Consider the following 19451-nt stretch of genomic DNA (forward strand, 5'->3'; position numbering starts at 1 on the left):
AGACTACCTTCTGACTTCAAAAATTTGTACTTCATTTTCTTTAAATAAAAAAACCTCTCATCCCAATAAAGGGACGAGAGGATTATGTATAAATCTCCCGCGGTACCACCCACATTAGTGACCATGTCACTCGCTTCATTCATCCTTAACGCGGAATACGGCAAGCATTACTGCTACTTCACACTTGCTGCTCAAAGGCGAGTTCATGATGTGCCCGGCTGACTTGCACCGTCCGTCAACTCTCTAAAATCGGGCTGAAGCACCATTACTATTCCTTATCTAAGCATTTCGATATATATAAGAATATAGCTATTGTAATAAATTTCCCGCCAGGATGCAAGTAGGCTTACCCTGACAGGAAATTTAATATCTAGAATATGCAGTGACCATCGATTAGGTGCACAATCTTTTACCAAAATTCAGTAAAAAAACTTCCACCCTGCCATTGCTCAGTGTCCCCCTAAATCAACTATAAATCAGCAAGATGCGAATGAAAGAACAATAGAAAAATCACCATAATAGGAACTGAATCCGCCTATGCAATGCGGGCCTTTTATCACGCATTCGGCGTATGGTATATTTGCAGGATTTCACTATTCACCATTATGCCCACATGTTCTGCTGTTTTATTCAATCCTGGATCAATAGCAAAAGAGAGCATGGCCACTCTTTAATATGTAGCAATTTTGATTGGTGGTTCAAAGGACTTTAATAGGCCCCCTATTATTGAATTGTATAGCCTCCATCAATAACTGCCGCTTGGCCCGTAATCCCTTTTGCTGCTTCTCCAGCAAGGAAAATCGCATAGTCGGCAATTTCTTCAACAGTTAAAAGCCTTTTTTGCGGCACTAATGGATAAATAACTTCTTCAAGCGCTTTTTCAAGCGGTACATTTCTCGTTTTAGCCAGGTCATTCAGCTGATTTCTTACAAGGGGAGTATCTACATAGCCAGGACAAATCGCATTTACGGTAATGCCGTCTTCGGCTGCCTCCAGTGCAGCAACTTTCGTAAGGCCAATTACTCCATGCTTCGCGCTGTTATAAGCAGCTTTTCCTGCAAATCCTACCAATCCATTGATGGAAGCCATATTGATGATTCTACCGGATTTTTGTTTTTTCATAACAGGCATGGCATGCTTAATTGCTACGAATGGAGCCGTCAGCATGACCTTAATGAGAAACTCAAACTTTTCAGTTGGAAAATCCTCAATAAATGAAACATGCTGCAGTCCCGCGTTATTGATCAGGACATCCAGCGTGCCAAAATGGCTGACTGTATCCTGGATTGCCTCTTGTATTTCCTTTTCAGAAGTAACATCGCATTTTAGGCCAATCGCTTCGTACCCTTCACTCTTCAGAGTCTCTGCAGCTTTTTTGACGGCGTCCTCCTGGATATCTGTCAAAACAATTTTAGACCCATTTTCAGCAAACCTTTTTCCAATTTCATAGCCAATCCCCTGGGCTGCACCTGTTATGAAAACTACTTTATTCTGTACCATGATAAGCTCCTTTCAAAAACAAAGCTGGGGCCCGATTGGATGAGCCCCTGCCTAATTTAGATTCCAAGTCCAAGAGAGAACAAGACAATAGCTAATGCAAGACCGATTAGCGGAACAATAACCGTAACAGCTGCTACTGCTCCATATGCAGCCTGGTGGGTTTCGCCGCAGATCGCCCTGACAGTGGTAACAACATAGCCATTATGCGGCAGAGAGTCGAGGGCACCTGATGAAATGGCTACTGTTCTGTGGAGGGCTTCCGCATTGACACCCATATCCATATAATGCGGCGCCAATATTGGCAATGCAATTGCCTGGCCCCCTGAAGCCGAACCGGTCATACCGGCAATTACACTGACAGCAATAGCCCCTCCAATCAGCGGGCTTCCAGGGATGTTTGTCATCATATCTACTGCTGTTGCAAAAGCAGGCACTGCCTTGGCAACTCCTCCAAATCCTACTACTGCAGCGGTATTACCGATAGCGATTAGTGCGCCAAGCGTTCCATCAGACACAGCATTCCAGAAGTTCGTAAAGTACTTGCGGTTTAACAAATAAGTAGCAATGACACCGCCCAATAACGCAAGAATAAGTGCAGATTGTTTAAGAGAATCATGGAATACAAAAGAAATAATCAATACGACGATTAATGGCACAACACCCATGAATGGATGCGGCAACTCTTTATTTTCAGTAACAGGATCCTGCTTGCGTGATTCGAAGGTTTCTCCTTTGTTCACAGCCTTCGTGATCATGCGCTTCAGCCACCAATAACCAAATATCATCATAAACACAGCTACGATTAAACTAACTTCCCATCCAGCATATGGAGTTGTTCCAAGATACTCTATTGGAATCCAGTTTTGGATCTCCGGGGACCCCGCAGATGTCATGGTGAAAGTTACGGAACCAAAGGCAAGCGCTGCAGGAATAAACCTTCTAGGAAGATTAGCCTGCTTAAATAAACTCAATGCCATTGGATATACGGAAAAAGCAACTACGAACAAGCTGACGCCTCCGTAAGTTAAGATCGCACAGGAAGCGACAATGGCAAGTACCGCGTATTTCATGCCCAGCTTATCAACCACCATTTTTGATACACTGTCAGCCGCTCCGCTATCCTCCATTACTTTCCCAAAAATTGCCCCCAATAGGAACATTAAGTACCATGAAGTGACGAAACCTGAAAAACCGGACATATAATTCCCGACCAGATTAGCCTCTCCTTCACCAGCCAGTTGCGGAAACAGCGGCATACCGCTAAAAACAGCTACAAACAGTGCGGACAATGGCCCTACAACCAAAAGGTTCATCCCCCGCATGGTTAAGAAAATCAGCAGGGCAAGCCCGCCTATTAGACCGATCATACTTAGCATTGTATTTCCCCCTTTATTCTTAAATAGAAAAAAAACTAATTGGCACCCTCCCTCTTGTAACCGCTTGCAAAATAAGCTGAACGTCGTTTTACGAAAGTTGCTTATTTGCGAATTAATGTTGCAAGAAACATGCCAAAATGAATCACTTTATAGAAAGAGGGATAATGAATAATTTATGAATCTTTTTTCCGGAATTCTGGAATGGGTAAATGGCAAGTCAGCCATTATACTAGACAAGTTTTCAGATAATTATGTCTACACCTTAGTTTTTTAAAAATAAAATTACTAGAATGAAAATAGTCCATAGATCTGGAATAGATTCCGGATTTATGGACTATTTGACTCTTATTCAATTCCATATTTTTTTAGCTTTTCATACATGGAAGATTTGCTGATTCCGAGGGCTTTCGCTGCTTCAAGGCGATCATTGTTAAACTTGCTTAAACTCTGGGTTAGGATCCGCTTTTCTGTTTCTTCCAAAATATCCTTCAGTTTCTTTTTGCCAACAGGGTAAACAGCCGATTCTTTCATGTAATCTGGCAATGATTCCGTGGAGATGGTTTCATTGCTGGTTAAATGCACAGATGCTTCTATGACATTTTCCAGCTCTCTGATATTCCCCGGCCAGCTGTATTGGTGAAATTTTTCGATTACATTATCATCAATCGCACTGATCCTCTTTCCAGACTTTTTGGTGATTTTTTTTATAAAATAATCAATCAGGATAGACAGATCTTCCAGCCTATCACGCAATGGAGGAACCATAAACGGCACGACATTGATCCGATAAAATAAATCTTCCCTGAAACGCTTTTCTTCCATCATTTTTTCGAGCGGCCGGTTGGTTGCAGCAATAATTCTGACATCCACATTAACAGGTGCAGTCGAACCAACGCTTTCTATTTCACCTTCCTGGAGAGCACGCAACAGCTTTACTTGCATATTAAGCGGCATATCGCCGATTTCATCCAGAAATAATGTGCCTCCATCTGCGAGCTGGAACTTTCCTTTTTTGCCGCCTTTTTTCGCACCTGTAAAAGCTCCTTCCTCATATCCAAACAGCTCGGATTCCAGCAGATGCTCCGGGATGGCTCCGCAGTTTATTTTTACGAACGGCTGATGGCTTCTGTTGCTGAGCTGGTGAATGCTATGGGCAAACAGTTCTTTTCCAGTCCCGCTTTCCCCGCGGATCAGAACTGAAATATCGCTAGCGGCTACCATTTTTACTTTTTCCTTTAGGCTTTGGATTTGTTTCGAGCTGCCTAAAATATCGCCGAGGCTGTATTTAACACTTCGGTCAATATCCTGGATGTAGCTTTGGATTTTTGTCAGCATGCTCTTCACATGGCTGTTCATTTGCATCCATTCCTTTGTATCCCTGAAGAACACGGTCCCAAATGCCCCTATCACTTCCCCGCCCGAAATGATGGGAATGCGATTTGCAATCATATAATTGCCTTTAATATATTGCAGGTCGGCAATTTCTTCCTTTCCAGTTGCCGCAACAATGTGCATCCGCGAATTCTCAATAACCTGAGCGACATGCATTCCCAGGACCTGCTCCCTCTCGGCCTCCAGAAAATCGCAGTAATTTTTATTTATATAAATAATTTTCCCATCTTTATCAACAACCACCAGCCATCCGAAAGCATTTTCAACTATGGTTTCAACAATTTCAATTGGCAAATCAAATAATGCACTTTTCATTTTATCTCCTCTTAAGACAAGCTCAATTTTACCTCTTATTTTATCATATTTTTCTGACAACAAATTCACCAATACAGGTATTCTTCCCGGTTTTATTGCCCATACCATTATTAATCGGAAGCTTGTGGAGGTGTTTCGCATGAAAGGCATTTTTTTAATCAATCCGAATTGGCAGTCGGGAAATTTATCAAAAGAGGAAAGTGCTCAGTTACAAAAACAGACTTTGGAGGCTTATATTGAAGAGCACAATATTCTCACGATAAAACTGAATCAATGGCAGCTGAATGACTATTACACGATTCCGCATGCCCTCCTTTATGACTTAAAGCAACATAGAGCGGATCTGGATATTCTGCTTCTTTATTCAGAAGAGGTGCTTGAAGACTTTATTGACTGCTATCCAGCCAGATGGCTTATATTAAAAAGCTTTTTCAATGAAGTTGTGTTTGCAGACAAGCAAAAGGAAGAATATTTGGAAGGTGCCGGCTAAGACTGCGGATCATGTCTTGGCCGATAAATCCGGTGGATTCGTTGATAAAATTGGATTTTCGTTGATATATCTAAAATTTCGTTGATATATTCATTTTTTCGTTGCTATCTGGCTTAATTTCGTTGATAAACCTTATAAACAGAAAAGCCTGCAGCGGTAAACTGCAGGTTTTTCTTATGAAGCATGTGCCAATTCCTTGGACTCCTTCAATTTCCGGTCATATACCAGGGTTGTCATAATAGCAAAACCATATAATACCATCAGAACTGCAAATAGCATGGAGATTCCATAAAGGTCCACCAAAATACCGCCCAATAAAGGTCCAATCATACGGCCGCCTGTCGCGGTGCTGTTAACAATACCCTGGTAAAACCCTTCCCGCCCTTTTGGCGCCAGTTGATTGGCAATCGTCGGCACTGCTGGCCAGATAAGCATTTCGCCTATCGTCAGAATCACCATTGCCGCAATAAAAGCAGAAAATTGCTCGGCGCTTGCGGCTGCTGCAAAGGATCCAATAAAAATGACCATTCCAGCGATCATCTGTGACTTCAGTGTTTTGAACCATTTTACCAAACCGCTGATTAAAGGCTGGCCAAGAACAATCAGTGCTCCGTTGATAGACCATAGCAGGCTGTATTGCTTTAGAGAAATGTTCATCACCTGGGTATATGCCGCAATAGTGGATTGCCACTGCACATATCCGACCCAGCATAATAAATATCCGACACAAAGAATAAGCAATGCATATAGCTTTGTATGGTTTTTAACAACTCGATTTTCCTGGAGGATGGATGTTTGCTGGCCTGAAATGGTATTAATGCCCCTGTATCCGAATACGGCTATCAGCAGAAATACAATGTACATGAGTGTATTGGCCAGGAAAATTAGCTGAAACGAATATGATGCTACAAGCCCGCCGAGAGCTGCACCTATCGCCACACCAGCATTCTGGGCAACATAGATGGCATTAAATGCCTTTCGCCCTCCTTCCTTCCAAACCGATCCCGCCATTGCAAACATCGATGGAAAAACGATCCCCGAACCAAAGCCGACAAATGTCAGAAACACCACATAGGCAGGCCAGCCATGCCAGAAGGTAAGGCCGAGAAGCGCCATTACGGTGATGCCAATACCAAGAAGAATGGACCGATAGCCGCCTATTTTATCAAAGAGGCTTCCGCCAAACAAATTGCCGACTACACTTGCAGCAGCATTCAGCATAAGGACAAGACCTGCAACAGATAAAGATTTTCCTAAATGCTCATGAATGTAAATGGTATTTAAAGGCCACAAAAAAGAAGAGCCGGTTACATTCACTGCCATCCCAATAATTAAGAGCCATAAGGTACGCGGCATGTAAAAACGCCCCTTTAAATTATTTATTTTACTTACGGGGGACAATTGCCCCCAGAAGTATATTTCGAAATCCAAAATAATTTTAGTTGTTTTTTCCTGTCCTTGCAATAGATTTTCATTCGATTATTATAGACAGAATAATTTCTTTTTTGATGCATATTAAAGCCCCGATACGAAAACGCATCGGGGCTTTTCCATATTTTTATTTAGGAGGATTGTTCCGGTTCCGGATGGAATTTTGATTTGACTGGCTGGCCGCCTCTGTTTTCATACTTCTTTTTCGATTGCTTTACTGCATCAAAATCCTGTCCAAGTTCAAGGTCCTGGCTGTTGACCCCGTTTCGTGTTTTTTGTTCGGGATTATTTTGCTTTGAACGTTTTTTCAAATCGATCACTCCTTAATGAGGAAGTATAATCATCTGATTTTGGAGCTGCTGCAGCTGAAGCCTCATACGGTGAAGCTGTTCCCGCTGCTGGGAATTGGCGCTATGGGCCATTTGAGTAATATCATTATAAGCAGCTTCCAAAGATTGAAGAGCACTGGAGAAATCTTCATCATTATAGTGCTCCTGTGTCCGTCCGGCATCAAACTGCTCCTGTGCATAGCGGATTGCATCCTCACATTGCTGCAAGAGTGTATCCATCGATTCACGAGTTGCCATTTTACTTTCCCCTCCTTGAAGAATGGGTATAGAAGCATGCATGCTTCATGTATTAGTTTGTTCATTTTTCCGCAATCCTTACTACCCTATTTCCTGCCAATTCCCCTTGGATAAGGCTTTACGTTCATGTTAAGATTAATTTTATGAAAAACAAGAAAAGCGAAAGGCGTCCGCATTCTGCGAATAAGCCTTGAGCAGGGCATTTGAAAATTACTATTTCAACCTATATATATATATAAGTTCTCAAAGGGAGGGAACAGGTATGGATCAAACTAATCCTTTTCCATTTGCATCTGATAATAAGCGCTACCACACATGGAATTATCATTTACGAAATGAATTTGGCCATAAAGTTTTCAAAGTAGCATTGGACGGCGGCTTCGATTGCCCTAACCGAGACGGTACTGTTGCACATGGCGGGTGCACATTTTGCAGTGCGGCAGGCTCAGGGGATTTTGCCGGAAACCGTGCAGATGATTTGGAAATACAATTTAACGAAATTAAGACAAAAATGCACCATAAATGGAAAGATGGCAAGTATATGGCCTACTTTCAGGCTTTCACAAACACACATGCTCCTGTAGAAATGCTGCGTGAAATGTATGAAAGGGTGCTTGAGAAGGAAGGAGTTGTTGGCCTTTCCATCGCGACGCGCCCTGACTGCCTGCCTGATGATGTAGTCGAATACTTGGCTGAGCTTAACCAAAGAACCTACCTTTGGGTAGAGCTGGGATTACAGACTGTTCATGAGCGGACAGGCCTGCTGATCAACCGTGCACATGACTACCAATGCTATGTGGAAGGAGTAAACAAACTCCGCAAACATGGGATCCGAGTTTGTTCCCATATTATTAATGGCCTTCCGCTTGAAACGCCTGAAATGATGATGGAAACTGCACGTGAGGTTGCAAAGCTTGATGTACAGGGAATTAAGATTCACCTTCTTCATTTATTAAAGGGGACACCAATGGTCAAGCAATTTGAAAAAGGAATGCTCGAGTTCCTGTCTCTTGAAGAGTATGTAAACTTAGTATGCGACCAGCTGGAGATTTTACCTCCGGAAATGATTGTACATCGAATTACGGGCGATGGTCCGATTGATTTGATGATTGGGCCGATGTGGAGCGTCAATAAGTGGGAGGTTCTCAATAGCATTGATGCAGAATTGAAGCGCAGAAACAGCTGGCAAGGGAAATTTTTTAGCCCCAGCCAATTGGAGGCAATGTCATGAAACTTGAAAGAATTTTACCTTTTGCAAGGCAGCTGCTTGAAAAAGCAGTGTCCCCTGGAGACATCGTCATTGATGCTACTTTAGGGAACGGGCACGATACAGTTTATCTGGCCAATTTAGTCGGGCCAAACGGAAGGGTTTACGGATTCGATATTCAGGAGGAGGCAGTTTTTAATACGAAAGTACGCCTTGGAGAGCATGAGCTGGCTGACCGGGCTACCCTTTTCCACTCTGGACACGAATATATCCTTCAAAATGTCCCGCCTGTCCATCATGGTAAAATAACCGCTGCCATTTTTAATTTAGGCTATTTGCCTGGCGGGGATAAATCAATTGTTACCCGGCCGCAAACAACTATTTCTGCCATCGACCAGCTATTGGAGCTGATGGCACCTGAAGGAATTATTCTTTTGGTCATTTATCACGGCCATATAGAAGGAGCGGTCGAACGTGATTATCTGCTCCGTTATGTCAAGCAGCTGGACCAAAGCCTGGTCCATGTTCTGCAATATCAGTTTATTAATCAAAAGAATAATCCCCCATTTATTGTGGCGATTGAAAAACGGTAAACAAATGCAAAAAGCCTGCGTGAATGCAGGCTTTTATTATTTTATAAATGCTTTGACCATCCCGGCCGGCACCAATTTTTGCATAGCCCGGTAAGCCCGTCCGTTCATGTAAAAGAAATAACTGACCATTCCGCCTGTTTTAATCATGCTTTTCGCTAATCTCCGTACGTTCCTTTGTTTTCTAACTTTTTCATCTGATAAATAGATGCCCAGCAATCCGCGATTAATCAATTTGTGGAAATGCTTATGGGGAAGCTTTTCGGTATGCTTGTCCGCTTCAAGGACAAAGTGCTTGAGGCGCGAAAACAGCTTTTCTTCATTTTCATAATAAAAGCAGAAATTTAAGTCCCCGCCAGCTCGATCTTCCTCCTGATCAATCAGGTAGTCCAGAAGAATATGGAGGCCCTGAATATAAGGAAAATAGCCATTGCGGATATTTTCCGCATGTTCCCTTTCAAAATCATCTCTTAACGCGTAAGAGACCAGGCAGAAAATTCCGAGCGTCGACCCGGAACAAGCTGAAAACTCATACCATTCCATCTCCGGAATATCCGACCTGTATTGATCAAACCAGGTTTGCAGGCGTGGAACTCGCTCCTCCACAACCACATGTTTATGTATTTGCAGATCACAGTAATAGCGGCATAATTCTAGCAAATGGCTTTTTATATGAGTGTAATGCTCCAGGCCGGACAAAACTTCCCTGCAGGCAGCTGCTAAATCCGCAAGATAATTTCCATCATCCTGTTCATTTCTCAAGCGGTAATAATTTTTACTGGAGGCATCGGTGTTCAGCGCATCCTCCATTGACTCATGCAAAGCGGCAAAATCTCCAGGATCCAGTGAAGTACTACGGTCACATAGATTGTCCAAATAATCGCTGATTGTCTGATAAGCGACAATAAATTTAATGGCATCCTCGTACTTTGCCTTAGCCATTAAAGACATAATCGCCCCACCTTCACAGTGGAAGGTTTTATGCTCAATGCTGGCAAGAGCCTGCTTCCTTAATTCCGGATCCGGGATGGCTTCTGCCCTGCTTTTCCAATATGCTAACTCTTTATGGACTGCAGGCAGAACTTTCCGATATACATGTGACATCAAACTAATTGGCATGGAAGGGACACTCATGACATTACCTACCTCCTTTGGCACAGGGCGCATGCTGTTTAGTTATTTATAAAAGTTGGTTGCATCCTCTTAACGCTATCCCCGAAAGCTGCCGGGTCAGCCCCACCTATTTTTCATCTGACAGCCGATTTATTTTGAGAGGAAACATATTGATTAACGACCTTTGGGTCATCGTAAACCCATTTTGAGCGTTAATTCAGCTGATTAACGAAGATATTCTTACTTCTAACCCTATTTGGTCGTTAATCATGTTCATTAACTACCATACTCTGCATTGCAAGCTCATTTTAGGCGTTAATCCAGCTGATTAACGACGATATTCTTACCTTTAACCTTAGTTTGGTCGTTAATCATGTTCATTAACTACCATACTCTGCATTGCAAGCTCATTTTGGGCGTTAATCCAGCTGATTAACGACGATATTTTTACTTCTAACCCTAGTTGGTCGTTAATCATGTTCATTAACGCCCCTTTTGCTTATCGTAAACCCATTTTGGGTGTTAATCTTACTCCAAGAGGGCAGAGTTTAAATTTTTCCCTTTTACACAACATACCCTAGCGCTTTTAATTGGCTGTTAACAAAATCTTTTGTATACTCGAAAACTTCTTCCCGCTCAGGTTCGTTAAAAACTTCATGATAGCATTTTGGCCATTCTTTGAACCTTTTTTCGGAGAAGGGTGCCAGGTTAAACCAATCCCTGACAGTTGTTTTATTGACAATTTTGTCATCGCCGCCCTGCAAAACAAGGAGCGGCACATCCTGTATTTTATCCAGGTTTTCAAAGGCTAGCTTTATGGATGCCACAAGTTCACGGTACCATCGGATTGAAACCTTGGTTACGTACAGAGAATCGTTCAAATCTGCATCACGTACATCCTGATTTCTGGTTGCCATCTCGACGGACAAGCCGGCATCCATTTTCAGGCTTGGCACCACTGAGTTAAGGCCCAGCGATAAAAAGTTAAGGAATTTGGAAGGCTGTTTGACTAGACCTAAACATGGAGACGAAAGAATCACTCCAGCCAAATTCATTCTTTCTTCCTGAAGCAGCCGAATGGCAATCAGGCCGCCCATGCTATGCCCTAAAAGAAAAACCGGCAATTCGAACTCATTTGCAGCCTGTACCCAATCCTTTACTTCAAGGATGTATTCATCAAAGGAATCAATATGGCCTCTTCTTGACCTTGTCGTCATGCCCTGGCCAGGAAGATCTCCCATGATGACATGGAAACCGGCCAAGCGCCACATTTCTATCAGCCAGCCATAGCGGCGATGATGCTCCATTGCCCCATGCACCATGACAATAACGCCCTTTGCTTCTCCTTCAGTTTCCCATTTCCACATAGTCCATCCCCCTAGCCTTTTATTACATACGAACCATCTTATGTAAATATATTATAGCCTAGATGCTTAAATTGTTCATGAATCAAACACTGATAAAAATACGCCGATTCTTTTTGCTAAAATAACGTTAAAAATACTTATTGTGATAGAATCAAAATAATCAAACTACTTATAGGAGTGTTCAAAGATGATCTATCCATACAAAGACAAAGAACCCCAAATTGCAGAATCAGCTTTTATTGCTGATTTTACTACCATAACCGGTGATGTGGAGATCGGCGAGGAATCCAGCGTATGGTTTAACACCGTTATCCGGGGAGATGTAGCCCCCACCATTATCGGCAGAAAAGTAAATATCCAGGACAATTCAGTTCTGCATCAAAGCCCGAATAACCCATTGATATTGGAAGATGAAGTATCTATCGGCCATCAGGTAATCCTGCATAGCTGCATTATCCGTAAAAAAGCATTAATAGGGATGGGTTCCATTGTGCTGGATCAGGCGGAAATCGGTGAGGGTGCTTTCATTGGCGCAGGCAGTCTTGTTCCACAGGGCAAAAAAATCCCGCCTAATACACTTGCTTTTGGAAGGCCTGCTAAGGTTATCCGTGAACTGACCCCAGAAGATATTCAAGATATGGAACGCATCAGCAGGGAATATGCCGAAAAAGGGCAATACTATAAGTCTTTGCAAAAAGACACTAAATAACACGGCTCTCATTCTTCTAACTAATTCCCTTTTAAGTATGAACTAAGCTTATAAATTTAATATTTAAGGGATTTTGCCGATAATAAACAAGCAGTTAGACCGAGGCGGGTGAAGGAATTGTATTTATATATAGCGGCAATCGTGCTTTTTCTGTTTCTGATTGTGATATTTAGAAAGACACTGTTAAAAACAGCATCCTTGTTTCTGGTTGTTTTTATCCTTATTTCTGCTGCCTTTGTGCTTGATAATTTGGACCAGAACCGGTCAGCTTCGGCAGTCGATCAGATGAAGTCATGGCTAAGTGAACCTGTTAAGAAAACTAGTGCTTTTATAGAGCACAATACCGCGTTTGTTAAAATTAAAGACGAAACGCTGATTGATGTTCCCGCTGTTAATCAATTTCCTGAACTGCCGAGGGGATGCGAAGTGACAAGTCTGTCCATGCTCCTTCAGCATGCAGGCATTCAGGCTGATAAAATCACTCTGGCAAAAGAGATAAAGAAAAACTCTGAACCTTATAATATAGAAGACGGGAAAATTTACTTTGGCCATCCGAACGATGGTTTTGTGGGTGATATGTATTCCTTTGATAATCCGGGACTGGGCGTTTACCATAAACCTGTGAAAGAGCTTGCCGAAAAGTATTTACCGGGCTCCATTAGAGATCTTACCGGTTCCGACTTTACTGAGTTAAAAATTCACCTATCAGATGGCAGGCCTGTTTGGATCATTACCAATACTGCATACAAAAAGCTCTCGGATGATTTTTTCCAAACATGGCATACGCCAAGCGGTGAAATCCAGATTACATACAAAGAGCATTCTGTACTGCTGACAGGCTATGATCAGGAATATATGTATTTCAACGATCCGCTGACAGGCGAAAAAAATAAAAAAGCTCCCATTGCGGACTTCGAGGAAGCCTGGATGCAGATGGGAAGACAAGCTATTACCTATCTTCCGCAATAAAAACGTCCATCAGGATACCCCTGATGGACGTTTTTTTAGCCTTTTAGAGGCTGAAGATCTTTATTCACTAAGTACTCTTTTTCAAAGGAGTATTTCTTTTCTACATAAACCTGATGCCATACCATGAACATAAGAACAGTCCAGATTTTACGGCTGTTATCTGCTTTATCCTGGCAATGGTCCTCAAGAAGCCCTAGCACATAATCTTTGTTGATTAGATGGTCTGTTCTGCTTTCACGGATAATATTTTTAGCCCAGTCATTCATTTCATCTTTCAGCCAATGGCGGATTGGAACCGGGAAGCCAAGCTTTTTGCGGTTTAACACATGCTCCGGAACAACACCTTCTGCTGCTTTGCGAAGAATGTACTTCGTAGTGCCATTCGCCGTTTTCAGGCTGGTCGGTATTTTAGAAGCTACTTCGAACACTTCTTTATCAAGGAAAGGAACACGCAGCTCAAGTGAATGGGCCATCGTCATTTTGTCCGCTTTTAATAAAATGTCTCCGCGCATCCATGTGTGGATATCAATATACTGCATACGGTCAACCGGATCATAGCCCCGGCTTTCTTCATATAGCGGCTTTGTGATATCCGTATAATTTAAGCCATCTTTATAGACATGAAGCAGATTGCGCTTTTCTTCTTCTGTAAACATTTTCGCGTTTCCGATATAGCGTTCCTCCATCGGTGTTACGCCACGTTCGATAAAGCTTTTGCCCTTCATTCCTTCTGGCATCATGTTCGCAATCATTCTTAACAGCTTTTTGCCGATTGCCGGTATTTTGTTGAACACCTCAAGAGATTGGGGCTCACGGTAAATATTATAGCCCCCGAACAGCTCATCGGCACCTTCACCGGAGAGAACAACCGTTACATGTTTGCGCGCTTCCCTAGCTACAAAATAAAGAGGTACGCACGCTGGATCTGCAAGCGGGTCATCCATATGCCACATGATTCTCGGAATCTCATTCATATATTCTTCAGGCGATATGATATAGCTGATGTTTTCAACGCCCAGTTTTTCTGCCGTTTCCTTCGCAACATCCACCTCGCTGAAGCCATTGCGCTCAAATCCGACAGAAAAGGTTTTAATAGCCGGATGGTATTCCTTCGCAATCGATGCAATGATAGAAGAGTCGATACCGCCTGAAAGGAATGAACCAACTGGAACATCAGCACGCATGTGCATTTTAACCGAATCAAATAATACATCCCGAATTTCTTTAGTAAAGTCCGCTTCCGACTTTTGGATAGGATGGAAAGCTGCTTTCCAATATCGTTTGATATCCATTGGAGCGCCTATTTTTTTCGTGAAATAGTGGCCTGGCTCCAGCTTATGGATTCCTTCTGACATCGTATTTGGCTCAGGCACAAACTGATAGGTTAAATAGTGCTGCAAGGAATCATAATTCAATACATCATTCTGCAGCGCCAATAGGATGCTCTTCTTTTCTGAACCAAAGAAGGTACGGTCTCCTTTGTCATAGTAAAAGAAAGGTTTAATCCCGAATGGATCTCTTGCTCCGTATAATGACTGCTCCTGTTTATCCCAGATCACAAAAGCGAACATGCCGCGAAGCTTTTCAACAGCTTTTTCTTTTAAATGGCTGTAAAGGGCGATAATAACCTCTGTATCAGAGCTAGTTTCAAAGCTTAAGCCTGCTTTGAGAAGTTCTTCACGCAATTCCACATAGTTGTAGATTTCACCATTAAAAATAATCCAATAACGCTCATTTTCATAAGTCAGCGGCTGATGTCCGCTTTCAATATCGATAATACTCAAGCGGCGGAAGCCGAATTGGATATGTTCATCAAAGTAATATCCCGAATCATCCGGGCCGCGATGGGTAATGATATCATTCATATTTTCAAATTGCTCTTTATCTGCGTCACGGTAATTTTGTGCTTTATCATGTACACAACCAATAAAACCACACATTATGTACGTCACCTACTCCATTCTTTTCTCGTTATTAATATAGCCTTTCGGCTCCTCTGTCTTAAAAAACATACCCTATAATACTACCACTAATCATTTTAAATTAGCACGGGGATTATGAAAAAAATCTCCACGGAAAATAAAGCCATTATCAGAAGTTTATACGATAACATAAATCGGTAAACGCCTAAAGGGCAGAAAGACCCTATACGGATGAATTTTCCCTCATATGTTTTAAGACGTAAAAAAGAAAGCGGGAGTTACATATAAAATGCAACTCCCGCTCTTTTATTAGTTAGCTTCAGAACGAAGGACTTCAGCTTTGTCTGTACGCTCCCAAGGAAGGTCAACATCTGTACGTCCGAAATGGCCGTAAGCAGCTGTTTGCTTATAGATTGGGCGGCGAAGGTCAAGCATGTTAATAATGCCCGCAGGACGAAGATCAAAGTGCTTTCTAATAAGATCAGCAAGTACATCTTCGTCTACTTTTCCTGTGCCGAATGTATCTACAGAAATGGACACTGGCTGTGCTACACCAATAGCATAGGCAAGCTGTACTTCCACTTTCTCCGCTAAACCAGCAGCTACAAGGTTCTTCGCAACATAGCGTGCAGCATAGGCAGCAGAACGGTCAACCTTTGTAGGATCCTTACCGGAGAATGCTCCGCCGCCGTGGCGTGCATAACCGCCGTAAGTATCTACAATGATTTTGCGCCCAGTTAACCCTGCATCCCCTTGAGGTCCGCCAATAACGAAACGTCCTGTTGGATTAATGAAGTATTTTGTATCCTCATCGATTAGTTCTTTCGGAACAACCGGATTGATGACATGTTCCTTCAGGTTTCGCTGGATTTGCTCCAGGCTGATTTCCGGATGATGCTGAGTGGAAATAACAATCGTGTCAATACGGACCGGCTTATCATTTTCATCATACTCAACCGTTACCTGAGTTTTGCCGTCCGGACGAAGGTAAGGAAGAATCTCTTCTTTACGCACTTCAGTCAGGCGGCGGGATAATTTATGTGCTAAAGAAATCGGAAGAGGCATAAGCTCTTTTGTTTCGTTGCAGGCAAAGCCAAACATTAAGCCTTGGTCTCCTGCACCGATTGCTTCGATTTCCTCATCGCTCATTTTTCCTTCGCGTGCTTCCAATGCTTGGTCAACACCCATGGCGATATCCGCTGACTGTTCGTCAATGGAAGTTAATACTGCACATGTTTCAGAATCAAAACCATATTTAGCACGGGTATAACCGATTTCTTTCACCGTTTCACGAACGATTTTTGGAATATCTACGTATGTAGATGTTGTGATTTCACCTGCAACTAATACAAGTCCTGTTGTGACAGAAGTTTCTGCAGCAACACGGGCATTCGCATCTTTAGATAAAATCGCATCTAAAATTGCATCAGAAATTTGGTCACAAATCTTATCCGGATGACCTTCAGTAACTGATTCAGAAGTAAACAAACGACGCTTTGTTGACATCTGGCTTCCTCCTTATAAATAGAAAATTGAGCGAGAAATAGAAACGCGGAAGCAGCCTCAAAAAACTTTTTCCTGCCATTTCAAGGATCTCTGTTTGATACGGAACTCATTCCCTTAGTAGTATGAAATAAACACGGAGTTTTTATTAGAAAAATTGGTAACGATGGCCAGAAGCCATGTATCCATTTTTCTTAAGCATCGCTGTAAGCTGCACAAAAAACCTGCAGAGCAAAGCTAAAAACTCACATAAATAGTACATTCCAAAAGCCGTTCATCCCATTGCCAGTTTTAAAAGCGCAAGCGCCCGTTTTTGCCTTGACAAGCATAAGACAGGCCCTGAATAGTGGCGTTTCTTTGCCATCTGTAAGGGATTGGCTTATGACCTCGAAAGGCTGGGTGCTGGAGCTAGATAAACAAAATAAAAAACCTTCTCATCAGTGAAAAGGTTGAAAGCAAATCGATTCGCGCCTTTCACTCTTATCGTTCAAGGAATTACGTCCTTGCGTCAGGTTAGCACCTTTGCTGTTTATTGCTTTTTAGCAGGTTGCTGGGTTTCATAGGGCCTGTCCCTCCACCAGCTCGGGATAAGAGAGTATCCGTTCAAGGTTGAATCATACCGTATTTTATCGAATCATGTCAACAAATTTCAATCATTTTTTACTATTAAATTTCACTGCAGAAAATAAAGTGCTATACTTACAGCGAACAGCTTCCGTCATCGCACTTTTTCTTTAAAAATTTATGCCTGTTTTTAGCGATCCATTGATAAATGGGATTACCTATTATAGGGGTAAACGGGATATATAAAAGAATGCTGAATAAAAAGGTTGCAGGAAAATGCAGCAGCAGCCTCCTCACAGCATAGTACCCTTTTTTAATATCACCGGCAGGAGTAATGATATGAAGTTCTTTTCGCAGATCCTGTTTGGAAAATGAAATGGTGTTCAGATTTTTTTCATATTCCTGGAGGGAAATCCACTCCACATGATTGAGCCAATCAAGCTTTTCAGAAAGCCGCTTTGTTTCCTTGCATAAGGAACACGTTCCATCATAAAGCGCAAGTGTCTTCATTAAATCAGTCCCATTTTCAGATTTAACACTTTCTTCTATAATAGCATATACCGGTTATAAGGCGCTTTAGATGTGTCTTTTGGTCTATTGTGACAATTTTATAACATTGGGTAAAAATTTAACGCAATAGTATAGACTAATTGATTTAATGTGTTATACTAATTTTGAGATGTAATCACTTTCATAAAAAATATTGGAAAAAGGAAGGTATTCATCAGATGAACTCTGTAAGCATATCAAACGAATTGAGCGAATTATTAAATGGCAGCAACATTCAAGTGCAATTATCTGTTCCTCAGCTAGTGGAAAAAGTTTTAAACCGCAACGAAGGGTCTCTCACATCAACAGGTGCAGTACGCGCTACTACTGGAAAGTATACAGGACGATCTCCTAAAGATAAATATATTGTTGAAGAGGCATCGAATAAAGATAAAATTGACTGGGGCAGCGTGAACCAGCCAATCTCTGAAGAAGCATTCTCCAGCTTATATAATAAAGTCTTAAACTACTTAAAAGAAAAAGAAGAAGTATTTGTTTTCAAAGGCTATGCAGGCGCTGATAAGAAATACCGCATGCCGATCCAGGTCATTAATGAATATGCTTGGCACAACCTATTTGCACACCAATTATTCATTCGCCCTGCAGAAGATGAGCTTCTTGACCATGCATCTGAGTTTACTGTAATCTCTGCTCCTAATTTCAAAGCAGATCCCGCTGTTGATGGCACAAAATCCGAAACATTCATCATCATTTCATTCGAACGCCGCACAGTTTTAATCGGCGGTACAGAGTATGCTGGTGAAATGAAAAAGTCCATCTTCTCAGTGATGAACTATATGCTTCCAGAGAACGGAATCCTTCCTATGCACTGTTCAGCCAACGTTGGACGGGAAGGCGATGTTGCTTTATTCTTCGGATTATCCGGAACTGGTAAAACAACATTGTCTGCTGATCCAAACCGACGCTTGATCGGTGATGACGAGCACGGCTGGTCTGCCAATGGAGTCTTCAACATTGAAGGCGGATGCTATGCGAAATGCATCAACTTATCACGTGAAAAAGAACCGCAAATTTTCGATGCGATCCGCTTTGGGGCTGTATTGGAAAATGTAGTGGTTAACAGCGAAACACGTGTGGCAGATTACGACGACAGCACACTAACTGAAAATACACGTGCGGCATACCAGCTGCAGGCCATTGATAATATCGTTGAACCAAGCATTGCCGGACATCCTAATACAATTGTGTTCTTAACAGCTGATGCATTTGGCGTATTGCCTCCAATCTCCAAACTATCCAAAGAGCAGGCAATGTACCATTTCTTGAGTGGCTATACATCCAAGCTTGCTGGAACAGAGCGCGGCATTACATCCCCGCAGGCAACATTCTCTACTTGCTTCGGATCGCCATTCCTTCCGCTGCCTGCAAATCGATATGCTGAAATGCTTGGCGAAAAAATCGATGAGCATAACGCGAAAGTTTTCCTAGTGAACACAGGATGGACTGGCGGAGAGTACGGTGTAGGTGAACGCATGAAGCTTGCCTACACACGCGCAATGGTAGAAGCTGCTCTTGAAGGCGAACTAAACAACGTAGAAACAATCAAAGACGAAATCTTTGGCCTGGAAATTCCACAGCACGTAACAGGTGTGCCTGATGAAGTCCTTCAGCCAAGCAAAACTTGGGCTGACAAGGCCGCATATGAAACAAAAGCTAAAGAACTTGCAGCGAAATTCCGCGAGAACTTCAAAAAGTTCACAAGTGTTTCTTCTGAAATCGATGAAAAAGGCGGACCAATCGCATAATATAAAAAGGAATTGCCGTTTGAGCGGCAATTCCTTTTTTGTTGGTTCATGCTTGTGCACTTTTATTTTTGTATTTCCCGGTATTCACGGTGTATGGATCG

The 19451-nt window shown here is 42.3% G+C and carries 17 protein-coding genes, 1 riboswitch and 1 other annotated feature; of the genes, 6 read left to right on the forward strand and 11 right to left on the reverse strand.

Annotated features, from left to right (window positions below; all coding sequences use genetic code 11):
• Positions 1 to 66: 66 nt before the first annotated feature.
• Positions 67 to 291 (reverse strand) — a binding site (T-box leader).
• A gap of 432 nt (positions 292 to 723) precedes the next feature.
• The 3 genes from DFO73_RS19380 to DFO73_RS19390 all read right to left on the reverse strand — a co-directional run bounded on the left by DFO73_RS19380 (position 724) and on the right by DFO73_RS19390 (position 4583).
• Positions 724 to 1500, reverse strand: a complete 777-nt coding sequence (locus DFO73_RS19380) for a 3-hydroxybutyrate dehydrogenase (RefSeq protein WP_110066361.1) — start codon at positions 1498 to 1500, stop codon at positions 724 to 726.
• A gap of 56 nt (positions 1501 to 1556) precedes the next feature.
• Positions 1557 to 2876 carry a GntP family permease gene (locus DFO73_RS19385; RefSeq protein ID WP_110066362.1) on the reverse strand — a complete coding sequence of 440 codons (1320 nt, stop codon included), beginning with the start codon at positions 2874 to 2876 and terminating at the stop codon, positions 1557 to 1559.
• Positions 2877 to 3221: 345 nt separating this feature from the next.
• Positions 3222 to 4583 (reverse strand): sigma-54 interaction domain-containing protein, encoded by a 1362-nt coding sequence (locus DFO73_RS19390; protein WP_110066415.1) that lies wholly within the window; start codon positions 4581 to 4583, stop codon positions 3222 to 3224.
• A 139-nt stretch (positions 4584 to 4722) separates the two neighbouring features.
• Between DFO73_RS19390 and DFO73_RS19395 the strand changes: the two genes are divergently transcribed.
• Positions 4723 to 5073 (forward strand): hypothetical protein, encoded by a 351-nt coding sequence (locus DFO73_RS19395; RefSeq protein ID WP_110066363.1) that lies wholly within the window; start codon positions 4723 to 4725, stop codon positions 5071 to 5073.
• 174 nt (positions 5074 to 5247) lie between these two features.
• Here DFO73_RS19395 and DFO73_RS19400 read toward each other — a convergent pair whose 3' ends face one another.
• From DFO73_RS19400 to DFO73_RS19410, 3 genes are all read right to left on the reverse strand, one after another.
• Positions 5248 to 6429 (reverse strand): MDR family MFS transporter, encoded by a 1182-nt coding sequence (locus DFO73_RS19400; RefSeq protein ID WP_110066364.1) that lies wholly within the window; start codon positions 6427 to 6429, stop codon positions 5248 to 5250.
• A 206-nt stretch (positions 6430 to 6635) separates the two neighbouring features.
• Entirely contained in the window at positions 6636 to 6815 is a 180-nt protein-coding gene (locus tag DFO73_RS19405) for a glycogen biosynthesis protein GlgD (protein WP_110066365.1), read from the reverse strand.
• A 12-nt stretch (positions 6816 to 6827) separates the two neighbouring features.
• Positions 6828 to 7091, reverse strand: a complete 264-nt coding sequence (locus tag DFO73_RS19410) for a YtzC family protein (RefSeq protein ID WP_110066366.1) — start codon at positions 7089 to 7091, stop codon at positions 6828 to 6830.
• A gap of 262 nt (positions 7092 to 7353) precedes the next feature.
• On the opposite strand from DFO73_RS19410, the gene DFO73_RS19415 reads away from it, so the two are divergent.
• Together DFO73_RS19415 and DFO73_RS19420 are read left to right on the forward strand one after the other, a co-directional pair.
• A complete protein-coding gene (locus DFO73_RS19415) occupies positions 7354 to 8322 on the forward strand; it encodes a TIGR01212 family radical SAM protein (protein WP_110066367.1) in 969 nt (322 codons plus the stop codon).
• Positions 8319 to 8891: a tRNA (mnm(5)s(2)U34)-methyltransferase gene (locus DFO73_RS19420; protein WP_110066368.1), complete on the forward strand. Its 573-nt coding sequence runs from the start codon at positions 8319 to 8321 to the stop codon at positions 8889 to 8891. The genes DFO73_RS19415 and DFO73_RS19420 overlap by 4 nt, the downstream gene beginning before the upstream one ends.
• Positions 8892 to 8927: 36 nt before the next feature.
• On the opposite strand, the gene DFO73_RS19425 is transcribed toward DFO73_RS19420, so the two are convergent.
• Positions 8928 to 10022 (reverse strand): tetraprenyl-beta-curcumene synthase family protein, encoded by a 1095-nt coding sequence (locus DFO73_RS19425; protein ID WP_110066369.1) that lies wholly within the window; start codon positions 10020 to 10022, stop codon positions 8928 to 8930.
• A gap of 542 nt (positions 10023 to 10564) precedes the next feature.
• A complete protein-coding gene (locus DFO73_RS19430) occupies positions 10565 to 11368 on the reverse strand; it encodes an alpha/beta hydrolase (protein ID WP_110066370.1) in 804 nt (267 codons plus the stop codon).
• 187 nt (positions 11369 to 11555) lie between these two features.
• Here DFO73_RS19430 and DFO73_RS19435 point away from each other — a divergent pair, with 187 nt between their 5' ends.
• The gene (locus DFO73_RS19435) at positions 11556 to 12077 is read left to right on the forward strand and encodes a gamma carbonic anhydrase (protein ID WP_110066371.1); all 522 of its coding nucleotides are present in this window, start codon (positions 11556 to 11558) and stop codon (positions 12075 to 12077) included.
• A 117-nt stretch (positions 12078 to 12194) separates the two neighbouring features.
• Positions 12195 to 13046 carry a C39 family peptidase gene (locus tag DFO73_RS19440; RefSeq protein ID WP_110066372.1) on the forward strand — a complete coding sequence of 284 codons (852 nt, stop codon included), beginning with the start codon at positions 12195 to 12197 and terminating at the stop codon, positions 13044 to 13046.
• A 35-nt stretch (positions 13047 to 13081) separates the two neighbouring features.
• Here the strand turns inward: DFO73_RS19440 and asnB are convergent, their stop codons facing one another.
• The 3 genes from asnB to DFO73_RS19455 form a co-directional block, all read right to left on the reverse strand.
• The gene (asnB, locus tag DFO73_RS19445) at positions 13082 to 14986 is read right to left on the reverse strand and encodes an asparagine synthase (glutamine-hydrolyzing) (RefSeq protein ID WP_110066373.1); all 1905 of its coding nucleotides are present in this window, start codon (positions 14984 to 14986) and stop codon (positions 13082 to 13084) included.
• Positions 14987 to 15277: 291 nt separating this feature from the next.
• The gene (gene metK, locus DFO73_RS19450; protein WP_110066374.1) at positions 15278 to 16474 is read right to left on the reverse strand and encodes a methionine adenosyltransferase; all 1197 of its coding nucleotides are present in this window, start codon (positions 16472 to 16474) and stop codon (positions 15278 to 15280) included.
• A 474-nt stretch (positions 16475 to 16948) separates the two neighbouring features.
• Positions 16949 to 17065: riboswitch (SAM riboswitch) on the reverse strand.
• 105 nt (positions 17066 to 17170) lie between these two features.
• Entirely contained in the window at positions 17171 to 17545 is a 375-nt protein-coding gene (locus DFO73_RS19455; RefSeq protein WP_110066375.1) for a thiol-disulfide oxidoreductase DCC family protein, read from the reverse strand.
• Positions 17546 to 17763: 218 nt separating this feature from the next.
• Between DFO73_RS19455 and pckA the strand changes: the two genes are divergently transcribed.
• Positions 17764 to 19350, forward strand: coding sequence for a phosphoenolpyruvate carboxykinase (ATP) (gene pckA / locus DFO73_RS19460; RefSeq protein ID WP_110066376.1), 1587 nt, complete (start codon positions 17764 to 17766; stop codon positions 19348 to 19350).
• Positions 19351 to 19451 lie beyond the last annotated feature (101 nt).

The organism is Cytobacillus oceanisediminis (genome assembly GCF_003182355.1).
GTDB lineage: Bacteria > Bacillota > Bacilli > Bacillales > Cytobacillaceae > Cytobacillus > Cytobacillus oceanisediminis_A.